This is a genomic window from Brevundimonas sp. (genome assembly GCF_035626535.1).
GTDB lineage: Bacteria > Pseudomonadota > Alphaproteobacteria > Caulobacterales > Caulobacteraceae > Brevundimonas.
In genome coordinates, this window is the sequence record NZ_DASPNO010000057.1 from 1 (window position 1) to 12,676 (window position 12,676).

Annotated in this window: 13 protein-coding genes and 1 riboswitch; of the genes, 6 read left to right on the forward strand and 7 right to left on the reverse strand. The window is 70.5% G+C overall.

The features are described 5' to 3' along the window. The 4 genes from VEC04_RS08430 to VEC04_RS08445 all read right to left on the reverse strand — a co-directional run. On the reverse strand, window positions 1-466 hold a 466-nt coding region (locus VEC04_RS08430), incomplete at its 3' end, for a PfkB family carbohydrate kinase (protein WP_324775776.1). A gap of 58 nt (window positions 467-524) precedes the next feature. After that, on the reverse strand, window positions 525-1,457 hold the full coding sequence (locus tag VEC04_RS08435) for a nucleoside hydrolase (RefSeq protein ID WP_324775778.1): 933 nt from the start codon (window positions 1,455-1,457) through the stop codon (window positions 525-527). Window positions 1,458-1,499: 42 nt separating this feature from the next. After that, window positions 1,500-2,030: a Rid family hydrolase gene (locus VEC04_RS08440; protein WP_324775779.1), complete on the reverse strand. Its 531-nt coding sequence runs from the start codon at window positions 2,028-2,030 to the stop codon at window positions 1,500-1,502. A 65-nt stretch (window positions 2,031-2,095) separates the two neighbouring features. Continuing rightward, the gene (locus tag VEC04_RS08445) at window positions 2,096-2,758 is read right to left on the reverse strand and encodes an aspartate/glutamate racemase family protein (RefSeq protein WP_324775781.1); all 663 of its coding nucleotides are present in this window, start codon (window positions 2,756-2,758) and stop codon (window positions 2,096-2,098) included. A 78-nt stretch (window positions 2,759-2,836) separates the two neighbouring features. On the opposite strand from VEC04_RS08445, the gene VEC04_RS08450 reads away from it, so the two are divergent. Then, window positions 2,837-4,105 carry a DUF819 domain-containing protein gene (locus VEC04_RS08450; protein WP_324775783.1) on the forward strand — a complete coding sequence of 423 codons (1,269 nt, stop codon included), beginning with the start codon at window positions 2,837-2,839 and terminating at the stop codon, window positions 4,103-4,105. Window positions 4,106-4,192: 87 nt separating this feature from the next. Beyond that, a complete protein-coding gene (locus VEC04_RS08455; RefSeq protein WP_324775785.1) occupies window positions 4,193-5,947 on the forward strand; it encodes an ATP-binding protein in 1,755 nt (584 codons plus the stop codon). Window positions 5,948-6,077: 130 nt separating this feature from the next. Here the strand turns inward: VEC04_RS08455 and VEC04_RS08460 are convergent, their stop codons facing one another. Continuing rightward, window positions 6,078-6,992 (reverse strand): hypothetical protein, encoded by a 915-nt coding sequence (locus VEC04_RS08460; RefSeq protein WP_324775787.1) that lies wholly within the window; start codon window positions 6,990-6,992, stop codon window positions 6,078-6,080. Further along, on the reverse strand, window positions 6,989-7,987 hold the full coding sequence (locus VEC04_RS08465; protein ID WP_324775789.1) for a D-cysteine desulfhydrase: 999 nt from the start codon (window positions 7,985-7,987) through the stop codon (window positions 6,989-6,991). The genes VEC04_RS08460 and VEC04_RS08465 overlap by 4 nt, the downstream gene beginning before the upstream one ends. A gap of 425 nt (window positions 7,988-8,412) precedes the next feature. Between VEC04_RS08465 and VEC04_RS08470 the strand changes: the two genes are divergently transcribed. Genes VEC04_RS08470 through VEC04_RS08480 form a run of 3 tightly spaced genes read left to right on the forward strand, consistent with a single transcriptional unit; the run spans window position 8,413 to window position 10,280 of the window. Beyond that, complete coding sequence (locus tag VEC04_RS08470) at window positions 8,413-9,030, forward strand: TetR/AcrR family transcriptional regulator (RefSeq protein ID WP_324775791.1); 618 nt, start codon at window positions 8,413-8,415, stop codon at window positions 9,028-9,030. A 41-nt stretch (window positions 9,031-9,071) separates the two neighbouring features. Further along, window positions 9,072-9,896 carry a TIGR02587 family membrane protein gene (locus tag VEC04_RS08475; RefSeq protein ID WP_324775793.1) on the forward strand — a complete coding sequence of 275 codons (825 nt, stop codon included), beginning with the start codon at window positions 9,072-9,074 and terminating at the stop codon, window positions 9,894-9,896. Between the two features lie 3 nt (window positions 9,897-9,899). Next, a complete protein-coding gene (locus VEC04_RS08480) occupies window positions 9,900-10,280 on the forward strand; it encodes a hypothetical protein (RefSeq protein ID WP_324775795.1) in 381 nt (126 codons plus the stop codon). Here the strand turns inward: VEC04_RS08480 and VEC04_RS08485 are convergent. After that, entirely contained in the window at window positions 10,247-10,723 is a 477-nt protein-coding gene (locus VEC04_RS08485) for a GNAT family N-acetyltransferase (protein WP_324775796.1), read from the reverse strand. The two genes, VEC04_RS08480 and VEC04_RS08485, sit on opposite strands and share 34 nt — an antisense overlap. A 53-nt stretch (window positions 10,724-10,776) precedes the next feature. Next, a riboswitch (TPP riboswitch) is annotated at window positions 10,777-10,885 on the forward strand. Between the two features lie 151 nt (window positions 10,886-11,036). Here VEC04_RS08485 and thiC point away from each other — a divergent pair. After that, on the forward strand, window positions 11,037-12,676 hold a 1,640-nt coding region (gene thiC / locus VEC04_RS08490), incomplete at its 3' end, for a phosphomethylpyrimidine synthase ThiC (RefSeq protein ID WP_324775798.1).

The window sequence follows — 12,676 nt, forward strand, 5'->3', positions numbered from 1 at the left end:
CCAGGTTGACGCAGACGAAGTCCGTGGCCCGCCCGACCGCCGCCTCGCACACCTCCAGCGGCAGCTCCAGCTGCAGGATCAGCGGCCCCTCGATCCGGGCCGGCAGCTGCCCCGGCGTCACCCGGTGATTGGCCCCCGCCGCCACCACGATCTGGTTCTCGCCCGACGGATCGACGGCGATCAGCGCCACCCCCGTCGGCGCCTCCGCGTCTGTCTCCACCTGCGACAGGTCGACCCCGCCCGCCTCCAGCAGCGCCGTCGCCTCGTCGGCCATGGCGTCGTCGCCGACCCGGCCGATCAGACAGACCTCGGCCCCCAGCCTCTGCGCCGCCAGCGCCTGGTTGGCGCCCTTGCCGCCCGGATGCCGCGCCAGCGTCGCTCCGGTCACCGTCTCCCCCGCCCGCGGCAACTGCGGCGCGCTGGCCGCCATATCCAGATTGATCGAGCCGACGACGGTGATCCTCATGACCTGTCTCCTCCACCGCAGGGGGAGGGGGACCGCGAAGCGGTGGAGGGGGCCTGCCTCACGCGCATTTCTCCCCAATGAGCCGGAACACTCCGTCGGCGTCGGCCGTGACCGCCCAACCGTGCGGCAGGGTCCCGGCCACCTCGCGGCGGAACTCCACCGCCGTGTGCCCGCGGGTCAGCTCGCTCTCCGTCTCCACCCGGATATGGCAGGCCGCCAGCTCGAACAGCTCCGGCTTGAGAAGCCAGGCCACCGGACACGGATCATGCACCGGCGGCGCGTCCCAGCCGACGATCTCGCGCTCGATCCGCTGCGAGAACCGCATCATCGAGGCCGCCGTCCGGGCCTTCGCCGTCCCGATCACCTCCAGCGCCGCGATGCGCTCGTCCGTCGCCCGCACCTGGTGCGTCGCGTCCAGCCCGAACAGCACCACCTGGCAGCCGCTGGCCAGCACCTCCGCCGCCGCCTCCGGATCGGCCCAGATGTTGAATTCCGCCGAGGCCGTGATGTTGCCGCCCTCCGCCCGCGCGCCGCCCATCGCCGCCACGGGCCCCAGCCGCCCCGCCAGCCCGGGTTTCTTCCGCAGCGCCAGCGCCAGATTGGTCATCGGCCCCATCACCACGATCGCCACGGACCGCTCCGGCCGCGCCATGACCAGATCGACGATGGCGTCCGCGGCATTGCCGTCCGCACACGGAGCATCCGGCTCGAACGGCGTCAGGTCGCCCAGCCCCTCGGCGCCGTGGAACTCGCCCGCCCCGGCCGGTTCGCGGCGCAGCGGCCGATCCGCCCCGGCGAACACCGGCACGTCCTCCCGCCCGGCGATCTGGCGCAGCATCCGCGCATTCCGCGCCGTCTTCTCCACCGGCACGTTGCCGCCCACGGCGGTGACGGCCAGCAGCTCGAGTTCGGCCGCCCCGAAGGCGAGCATCAGCCCCACGGCGTCGTCCACCCCGGGGTCGCAATCGATGATGAGAGATTGTCTGTTCACCCGGCATCACTGCCGCGCCGGGACGCGCTCCGCAAGCGGCCCTCAGCCTCCGGGCGCCGGCGAATGCACCGTCAGCTGGATCTCCACGATGCCGCCCGTGCCCAGCAGACCGGTCGTGCCCACCGCCGTCCACGCCGGCCGCGGCCCGTCCGCGAACTCGCGCCAGACCCGGGCGATGACCTCGATCTGCTCCATCCGCGTGCCGGTGAAGTCCGGCCCTTCCCAGACGTGGAAACTGTTGACGAGGGCCACGTCGTTCATCGTCGCCCCGGCCGCCGTCAGGGTGCGGTTCAGCTGCGTCAGCGTCCGCCGCACCTGCGCCTCGAACGCCGCCAGATCGGCCCCCTCGCCCTCGGCCCGGAAGACGATCGCGCCCGAGACATAGAGCGTATCCCCCGCCCGGCGCGCCGGGGCGTAGCCGACCACGTCATGCGCATGCTGCCCGCCCCGCGACGGGATGATCACCTCGCCGCCCGGACTGGGCAGCGTCACGGGATAGGTCGGCGCGGTCTGGGCCAGGGCGGCGCCGGGCAGGACGGCGACGACGATCAGGGCGGCGGTCAGCAGGCGCATCGGCTCTCTCCGTTTTCGATCGCCTTCGTGCCGCCCGGCGGCGTCCGGCTCAACTTAAGCTTTGGTCACGCACACGCCTTTACGCACGCCGCCGCCAGCACCTCCGCCGAGTCGACCAGCGGCGCCGCCACCTCGTCCACCTCCAGCAGCAGCGGCACCTCGGTGCAGCCGCCGATCACCGCCTCCGAGCCCGCCGCGACCAGCGCCGCCGCCAGCCGCCGCATCTCCGCCCGCGGCCCGTCGCCGAGGTCGCCGGCCTTGAAGCCCAGCACCGCGGCCATGAAGGCCTCGCGATCCGCCCCCGACAGTCGCACCGCCTCCAGCCCCGCACCCGCCAGAGCCTCGACGTACAGCGCCTCGCCGCCCGGCGTCGCCAGCACCCCGATTCGCTTTGCGCCCGTCGCTCGCGCCGCCTCGACCGTCTCCGCGATCATGTCGATGAACGGCAGGCCCGCCGCCCGGATCGCCTCCGCATGGGCGTGGGCGGTGTTGCACGGCATGGCCAGCACCTCCGCCCCCATGTCCCTCAGCCGGACCGCCATCTCCCCCAGCGTCCGCCCCGCCGCCTCCGGCTGCGAGTGCCGGTTCGGGACCTGCGGATTGAGGTCGACCAGCATGCGCACGTGATCCTCGTCGCCGCGCGCCGGCGTCAGCGCCTGCACCCGCGCCATGAAGGCCGTCGTCGCCGCCGGCCCCATGCCGCCCAGCACGCCCAGAATCCTGCCCATCTCGCCTCCGCTTCCGGCCGGCGGCTTGCCAACCGGCCGCTCAGCCGCCCTTATGCGCCGAAACCGCGAGGGGACGCCATGCAGACCGAAGCCGAGGCCACGACGGCCCTGATCACCAACGACGCCGTCGTTCTGGGCCTTCTGGCCGTCATCCTGGGCGGCGTCTTCTGGGCCTCGAGCCTGTCGCATCCGTGGGTGAAGCGCTTCTTCACCGTTATCCCGGCCCTGCTGCTCTGCTATTTCCTGCCCTCGCTGCTGACCACCTTCGGCGTCGTCGATCCCGAGACCTCGCGGCTCTATTTCATCGCCTCGCGCTTCCTGCTACCCGCGGCGCTGGTCCTCCTCACCGTCTCGGCCGACCTGCCGGCCATCGCCGGGCTGGGCCCCAAGGCGGTGATCATGTTCTTCACCGGCGCCGTGGGCGTCATGCTCGGCGGCCCGATCGCCCTCCTGCTCACCAGCTGGATCGCCCCCGACCTGATGGGCGCCGGACCGGAAGCCATCTGGCGCGGCATGGCCACCGTCGCCGGCAGCTGGATCGGCGGCTCCGCCAACCAGACCGCCCTCTACGAGATCTACGGCGCGGGCCCCGACATCTTCTCGATCTTCATCGCCGTCGACGTCGTCGTGGCCAACGTCTGGATGGCCGTGGTCCTGTGGATCGCCGCCAACCAGAAGAAGGTCGACAAGCTGTTCCGCGCCGACGCCTCCGCCGTCGACCGCGTCCGCGACAAGGCCGAGGCGTATGAGCTGGAGACCGCCCGAATCCCGTCGCTGAAGGATCTGATCTTCATCCTCGCCGTGGCCTTCGGCGCGGTCGGCCTGTCCCACGCCATCGCCGACCCGCTGTCCGCCTGGTTCGGAGCCACCTTCCCCTGGGCCCAGCGCCTGTCGTTCGACTCGAGCTTCTTCTGGCTGGTGTTCATCGCCACCGTCGTCGGCGTGGCCCTGTCCTTCACCGGCGCCCGCAAGCTGCAGGGCCCCGGCGCGGCCAAGGTCGGCTCGGTCTTCGTCTACATGCTGGTGGCCACCGTCGGCTTGAACATGAACATCGGCGCCATCCTCGACAGCCCCGTCTACTTCCTGATCGGCGGCGTCTGGATGCTGGTCCACGTGGCCCTGATGTTCGCCATGGCCTTCCTGATCCGTTCGCCCAGCTTCTTCCTCGGCGTCGGCTCCATGGCCAACATCGGCGGCGCCGCCAGCGCCCCCGTCGCCGCCGCCGCCTTCCACCCGTCGCTGGCGCCGGTCGGCGTCCTGCTGGCCGTCCTCGGCTACATCATCGGCACCGCGGCCGGCTGGTTCACCGGCCTGGTGATGATGCAGATCGCGGCGGGGGCGGGGTGATCCAGCGCGGCCGCCGCGGACCGCCGGCGGCTGGTTAACGTCGAAATCACCTATCGCTGTTACGGGCAGGTCAGGAGAAGACCTGTCTTGGACCGGCTGAACGCGCTCGGCTTCAACGCCGAATTCGACATGACCGCCTCTTCCACTCGCGGCAAGGCGCGTGAGCGGGTGGGGCTGTCGGTGCTCGTCCTGTTGCTCTGCGCCCCCTCCATCGGCCTCGCCGCGGCCTCGGCCTGGTGGCTGTTCGCCGTCGCCGCCGAGATCATGCTGTGGATGTCGACCAGCCCCGGCCTCGTTCTGCGGTCGCCGGTCCCGGCGCGCGCGTTGCGCCTGTTCGCCTCCTTCCTGGCCAGCTGCGGCTGGGTCCTGTGCGGCCTGCTCCTCTGGTTCGACGCCTCGATCACGACCATGGTCATGGCGGTCGCCCTGCTGTCCGGCGTCTCGATCTACATCATCAAGGCCTGCTACCGGACGCCGATCCACCTGCTGGTGTGCGGCGTCCCGCCCGCGCTCTGCGTGCTGGCCCTGCCCTTCCTGTACGACGCCGGCGCCTCGAACCGGATCCAGCTCTCGGCGGCGCTGGCGCTGCTCGTCGGCTTCGCCGTCAGCTCCGCCGCCCACGGCTGGAAGACGCACCTCGCACTGACCCGGTCGGCGGCGGCCCTGAAGGACCAGACCCGCAAGGCCGAGGACGCCAATCGGGCCAAGAGCGCCTTCCTCGCCAATATGAGTCACGAAATCCGGACGCCGCTCAACGGCGTCCTTGGCGTGACCGGGGCGCTCTCTCGCACGGACCTGACGCCCGAACAGCGCGACATGGTGGCGCTCGTCACCTCTTCGGGCGAGACTCTCCAGCAGCTGTTGTCCGACATCCTCGACATGGCCCGCATCGAGACGGCGCAGCTCGAACTGCATGAGGCCCCCTTCGACCTGCGTCAGACCGTCCAGGAGACGTTCCGGCTCCATGCTTCCGCCGCCGGGGCCAAGGGGTTGCGGTGCTTGCTGGACGTCGCGCCCGACATCGAAGGGCAGGTCGTCGGCGACGTCGTCCGGTTCCGGCAGGTGCTGACCAACCTCGTTTCGAACGCGGTGAAGTTCACCGAACGGGGGCACGTCCGCCTGACGGCGTCCCGGACCATGGGACCCGATGGGGCGCCGCGATACCTTTTCACGGTCGAGGACACCGGCCTCGGCTTCGACGCCGCGCACAAGGAGCGCCTGTTCCATCGTTTCGAGCAGGCCGACAGCTCTGTGACGCGCCGGTTCGGCGGCTCGGGGCTGGGACTGGCCATCTGCCGCCAGCTCACGGAACTCATGGGCGGGGCGCTGGATTGCGACAGCGAACCCGGCAAGGGCTCGACCTTCCGTTTCAGTCTGAACCTGCCGGACGCCGGCGCGGCCCTCGCGACGCCGGCGCACGCCCCGGAAGCGGTGATCGATCGTCCCCTTCGCATTCTCGCCGCCGACGACCACCCGACCAACCGCAAGGTCATCGAACTGATCCTCACCCAGATGAACGTGGATCTGGTTCTGGTCGAGGACGGGGCCATGGCGGTCGAGGCGTGCACGACCGGAAGCTTCGACGCGGTCCTGATGGACATGCAGATGCCCGTCATGGACGGACTCGCCGCGACCCGGGCCATCCGTCAATTCGAGACCGCCACGGATCGGGCCCGGACACCGGTCATCATGCTGACCGCCAACGCCCTGCCCGAGCATGTGGAGGCGGCGCAAGCGGCGGGCGCCGACCGTCACCTGGCCAAGCCGATTGAGGCCCAGCGGCTGATCTCGACCCTGCTCGAGCTGCGTGACGCCAGGCCGGCGCGGCGCGACGCGGCCTGATCCGGCCTCTACAGCCCCGCCCCCGATCTTCTCATGATCGCGATGCGACCTGGCGCCTGGCGCCGATTGAGCCTCCGAACCCGTTCGCGGAGGCCTCGGTGACCCGCGAGGCGGGGGCTGTGAAGCGCCGTTACCTGACCTGCGTCGCGGGAAGCCGCGGTCGGTCCGGGGCCGTCCACCCGGGGGGCAAGGGCTCGCCGTATCCCTCCGGAACAGGATAGCCGGATCCATGGGCGAAATGGCCGGTCGGTTCCTCGAAGCCGAGGACGTACCAGACCTCGATCAGATATCCCGCCGCCCGCTCCCGATCCTCGGTCGCCAGCGGGTCCAGCCGGTCGAGCGATGGCTGCATCTTCGCCGAGACGCTGTGCGCGCTGATCGGCCCGTCAGCCTCGGCCAGCACGCTGTCGATGAAGTCGTTCACCGTCGCGTTCAGCACCGGCGCGTCTTCCGGCGTATCCGGGCCGACATAGCCCAGCGGCGGAAAGTCATGCGGCGCGAACTTGGCCTCGGCGCGCAGAGCCTCCAGCCGCGCCCGGGTGGCCGGCGTCAGCTGCACGACCTCGTCGCTGACTTGCGGGAATGGGGTGGAAGCGTCCCGTTCCTCGCGCGCCGGCCCGTCCGCCACGCTCTCGTTATTGTCCGTCCTGCTAACCTCGACATCGGCGAATTCGAGGTAGGCGCCGGCGATCCGTTGCTCGCCTACGATAAAGCTAATCGTTAGCGGACGCGCCGGCTGCCCTTCGCCCGGAGAACAAAGCCAGTCGGTGACCACCGCCGCCGCCTCGCCGTCCAATGAAGCGGTCAATTCCTCATCGACGGCCGACCGCCCTTGATGGACGCAGCCGGCTGACCGGATGACAGCCAGGGTCTCAACGGTCAGCGGCCCCCCAATGTCGCCAACCCCCATCATCGCCTCCGGGTCCAGCAGCGCTGCTGCGGCCACGGGATCCCGGTCCATCAGATCAAGGAAGCGCGTGACCAGCGCCGCGGGATCGCCGGCCCGAGCCGCTACACCCAGAAGCGCGGCGACCAGCCAGGTCACAGCCCCGCCCCCACCACACTCTCATAGCCGAACAGCCCCTGCGCCCCGCCGGTGTGCAGGAACACCACCGTCTCGCCCCGGAACTCGCCCTTCCGGGCCAGGGCGATCAGCCCCTTCATCGCCTTGGCGGAATAGACCGGATCCAGCACGATCCCGTCGGTCCGCGCCGCCAGCGTCAGCGCGTCGATCACCCCCTGATCCACCAGCCCGTAACCCTCGCCGACGTAATCGCAGTCGGCCACGACCATCTCCGCCGTCACCGCCTCCGGCCGCCCCAGCAGGGCCGCCGTCTCGCGCGCCAGCTTCAGCACCATCTCCTCCTGCCGGGCCTTCGGCGCCCGCACCCCGATGCCCAGCACCGGGATGTCCGCTCCCATCACCGCCAGCCCGGCCACCAGCCCGGCGTGCGTCCCCGCGCTGCCCGTCGCGGTGACGATCCGGTCCACGCGCAGGTCCAGTTCGTCGGCCCCGACCACGATCTCGCGGGCGCAGTCGACATAGCCCAACGCCCCGACGGGGTTCGAGCCGCCGCCCGGGATCACATACGGCTTGCCGCCCCGCGCCCGCACCTCGACCGCCGTCCTCTCCAGCTCCGCCGCCATGTCCGAACCGCCCGCCACGAACCGCACCCCGGCCCCGAACAGCCGGTCCAGCAGCACATTGCCGTTGGCGACATAGTCGTGGGCCTTCGACCCGGTCCGCTCCTCGAGAATGACTTCGCAGGCCAGGCCGTGCGTCGCCGCCGCAGCCGCCGTCTGTCGCACGTGGTTGGACTGCACCGCCCCCTGCGTCACCAGCGTATCCGCCTCCTGCTCGAAGGCCTCGCCGAGCAGGAATTCCAGCTTGCGGGTCTTGTTGCCGCCGCCCGCCAGACCGGTGCAGTCGTCGCGCTTGATCCACAGATCGACGCCCAATTCCTCGCTCAGCCGCGGCAACGGCTCCAGCGGCGTCGGCAGGTGGGCGAGGCGCACGCGGGGGAAACGGGCGAGATGCATGGCGGGGTTCCTTCGGCGTCCTCCGTCACTAGCCCGATCGCCGGTCCCGCCCAAGCGCGCCGGCCCCATAAAAGAAAAGTTCTCACCACCCCCGGAACCGAATTCTCCGGGTGATGTTTATCGATCGGACCAAGCGGCGATGCGCGCTCGACTAGTCCAAACCGCGGCCCGGCCTCTGCCACGCCCCCCCGACGCAGGCCGGGCCGCACCTTATCTGCTTCCCCTCTTCCGTCATCCTCGGGCTTGTTCCGAGGGTCAGACTGTCCGGTGCTCTATCAACGAGTTGCGGACGCTGTCGCGGGGCCGTCCCTGTCGCACAGTCCGGGCCCTCAGCCCTGATCCTCGGAACAGGTCCGAGGATGACGGGCGGGAGGTGAGCAAGCCCGCCCCTTGCCGCTCCGCCCTCCCGGCGTGATGCTGTCTCCATGGCCGAATCGCCTGCCCCCGCCCGTTTGCGCGACCGCCCCGCCACCGAGGCCCTCATCGTCGAGGCCGGCGAGCGCATCCTGCTGCGTGACGGCTTCCCCGGTCTCAACGTCCAGACCCTGGCCGCCGAGGCGGGTTGCGACCGCAAGCTGGTCTACCGCTATTTCGACGGCGTCGACGGCGTGGTCGAGCGCATCGCCCGCCGCGCCAACGCCTCGCTGGTCCGATTCCTCGACGCCGTGCCCGCCTCCGGGACCGAGTCGCTGCGCGCCTTCGCCCGGGAGAGCCTGTCGGCCTGGCTCGGAGCGCTGCGCGCCAGTCCCCTGACCTTGCGGCTGATGGCGTGGGCCCTGGTCGAGTCCTCGCCCCTGCTCAACCGCATCGAAGCCGAGCGTTCGGCCGTGCTGCAGGCGTGGATGCGCGAGCGCCGGCCCCGGCTGCGCACACCCCCCGCCGGCGACGCGGTGGCCATCAACGCCGTGCTGCTCGCCGCCGTCCAGCATCTCGCCCTGTCTGGCGGCGCCCGCCCCGGCGTCGGCGGCGTGGCCCTCGACGAGGCCGGCTGGGCCCGCATCGAGACCGCCCTCGACGCCCTGCTGGTCGCCTTCCCGGAATAGCTGGCGGGAGCCGGACCGCCCCCTCAGGCGTTGCCGTATCCATGAGCCCCGCCGCCGTCCAGCCGCGCCGCGAAACCGCCTACGCCCGCGACCTCGGCCGCGCCTTCGGCGGCGCCCTGCTGTTCAGCCTGCCCCTGCTGATGACCATGGAGATGTGGTGGTTCGGCTTCACCCTGCATCCGGCCCGGCTCGCGCTCTTCCTCGCCGCCGCCGTGCCGCTGCTGATTGGTCTCGCCTACTACGCCGGCTTCAGCCACCGTCATCACGGCCTCGCCCACGCGGTGCTCGACACCTTCGTCGCCCTGGCGGTCGGTTACCTGACCGCCGTCCTGCTGCTGACCGTCATGGCCATCCTCGAACCGGACGGACCACTGCGCCAGTCCGTCGGCCAGATCGCTCTCCAGGCCGTGCCGGGGGCCATGGGCGCCCTGCTGGCGCGGCGTCAGCTCAGCGCCGGGCGCGGCGACGGCGACGAGAGCGACGCCCGCTATCCCGGCGAGCTGTTCCTGATGGTCGCCGGCGGCCTGTTCCTCGCCCTCAACGTCGCCCCGACCGAGGAGATGATCCTGATCGCCTACCGGATGGCGCCGTGGCACGCCGTGGCCCTGATCGTCGTCTCCCTCGCTCTCATGCACGCCATCGTCTACAGCGCCGGGTTCGCCGGCCAGCACGAGCAGGGCCATCCGGGGACGGCCTTCCTGCACTACACCATCGCCGGCTACGGCCTCGTCCTGCTGGTCAGCCTCTATGTGCTGTGGGTGTTCGGCCGCACCGACGGCCACGGCCTGACCGAGATCGTCGACGCCGCCGTGGTCCTGTCCTTCCCGGGCGCGCTCGGCGCCGCCGCCGCCCGTCTGCTGGTGTAGCCCATGCCCTCCCGCAAGCCCGCCCCCGATCCGAAACCCCCGCTCCTCGAGTGGATCATGGGCGGCCTGGGCCTGCTGCTGACCCTGACCGTGCTCGTCATCATCCTGCGCGAGGCCATGGCGCCCGGCGGTCCGCCCGTCATCGAGCCTCAGCTGCACGCGGTCCACGGCGGACCCGGCGCCTGGCGGGCCGAGATCGCGGTCCGCAACACCGGCGCCGCCACCGCCGCCGCCGTAGAGATCGAGGGTGTCCTCGGCGACGAGACCGCCACCGCCACGCTCGACTACCTCCCCGGCGAGGGCCGCGAGACCGTCACCCTCGGCTTCGAGGCTGACCCCCGCGCCGGCCTTCAGCTCCGCGCCCGGGGCTGGACCGAGCCCTGATTGATCCGAAGCCGCATCTCGCAGGCGTCGATCCCCGGCGCGAAACCATCCTTGCGCACAGTCACCACCTCGAACCCGAACCGCTCGTAGAAGCCACGCGTATGCTGGCTGGTCTCAAGCCGCACGGTGTCCGCGCCCGCGGTGGCCCGCGCCGCCGCCAGCCGCGCCCGCGTCAGCGCCGTCCCGATCCCCGTCCCGTGCAGCCCCGCCTCGACCATGCCCCAGCACAGGCTGACGGTCCGCCCGTCGGGCTCCACCGCATGGCCGCCGCAGGCCACCGCCCGCCCGTCGCGCTCGATCACCTGGTAGGGCCCGTCCAGCCCGTCGAGGAACGCCTCATAGTCCGACCGCTCGGACGCATCGAAGAAGCGCGGGCAGTTGCCGTCGAACAGCGCCAGACAGGCCTCGCGGTCACGGGTTTCGTAAGGCCGGACGACATCCATGTCCCCTCCTGCCATGCACCGCTTGACCCGTCCACGCGCCGGGCGCAGGTTCCGCCCGTTCTCCGGGGGGTCGCGCCTGAGCGGCTGAGATAGGGGTGATCCCCTGACCCGTCGAACCTGATCCGGGTCATGCCGGCGAAGGGATGGGAAACACAGGTCCGCGCCACAGGACCGCTCGCCCGACGCCGGCGCCCTCAACACCGAGGCCGCCATGAACATCGCCGTCACCCCGCCGAAAACGTCCGAGGCTCAAGCAGCGAGCGACCGCGTCGCGAGCGATAGCCTCCCGCTTAAAGACGCCCGCGATCAGGTGATGAAGGAGACCGGGACCATCCCCACCGGCGAACGCGCCGGTTCCCGCAAGGTCTATGTCGCCGGCGAGCTCTTCCCCGACATCCGCGTCCCCTTCCGCGAGGTCGCCGTCCATCCCTCGGCCAACGAGCCGCCGGTGACGATCTACGACTCCTCCGGCCCCTACACCGACCCCACGGTCAGCATCGACATCACCAAGGGCCTGCCCAGGGTCAAATCCAGCTGGCAGCTCGACCGCGGCGACATCGCGCCGGTGGCTGAACCTCGCGTCGTGCGCCCCGAGGACAACGGCCACGCCAGCGGCAAACACCTCGCCCCCCGCTTCGACACCTCCAACCACCGCGTCTTCAGGGGCGTCCCCGGCCGCCCGGTGACCCAACTCGAATACGCCCGCGCCGGGATCATCACCCCCGAGATGGAATACGTCGCCATCCGCGAGAACCTGCGCCGCGAGCAAAACAGCCCCTGCGTCCGCGACGGCGAGGACTTCGGCGCCTCCATCCCCGACTTCGTCACCCCCGAGTTCGTGCGTCAGGAAATCGCCCGCGGCCGGGCCATCATCCCGCACAACATCAACCACCCCGAGGTCGAGCCGATGATCATCGGCCGCAACTTCCTGGTGAAGATCAACGCCAACATCGGCAACAGCGCCGTCCTCTCCAGCGTCGACGACGAGGTCGACAAGCTGGTCTGGGCCACCCGCTGGGGCGCCGACAACGTCATGGACCTGTCGACCGGCCGCAACATCCACAACATCCGCGACTGGATCATCCGCAACTCCAGCGTCCCCATCGGCACCGTGCCCATCTACCAGGCGCTGGAGAAGGTGAACGGCGTCGCCGAGGACCTGACCTGGGAGGTCTATCGCGACACCCTGATCGAACAGGCCGAGCAGGGCGTCGACTATTTCACCATCCACGCCGGCGTCCGCCTGCCCTTCGTGCCGCTCACCGCCAACCGCGTCACCGGCATCGTCAGCCGCGGCGGCTCCATCATGGCCAAATGGTGCCTCAGCCATCACCGCGAGAGCTTCCTGTACGAGCATTTCGAGGACATTTGCGACATCATGCGGGCCTATGATGTGTCGTTCAGCCTCGGCGACGGCCTGCGTCCCGGCTCCATCGCCGACGCCAACGACGAGGCCCAGTTCGCCGAACTGCGCACCCTGGGCGAGCTGACCAAGATCGCCTGGAGCAAGGGCTGTCAGGTGATGATCGAGGGGCCCGGCCATGTGCCGATGCACAAGATCAAGGCCAATATGGATGAGCAGCTGAAACACTGCCACGAGGCGCCCTTCTATACCCTGGGGCCCCTGACCACCGACATCGCGCCCGGCTACGACCACATCACCTCGGCCATCGGCGCGGCCATGATCGGCTGGTTCGGCACGGCCATGCTCTGCTACGTCACGCCCAAAGAGCACCTCGGCCTGCCGAACAAGAAGGACGTGAAGGACGGCGTCATCGCCTACCGCCTCGCGGCCCACGCGGCCGACCTCGCCAAGGGCCACCCCGGCGCGCAAATCCGCGACAACGCCTTGTCGCGTGCGCGCTTTGATTTCCGCTGGCGCGACCAGTTCAACCTCAGCCTCGATCCGGAAACGGCGGAAGATTTCCACGATCAGACGTTGCCCGCGGAAGG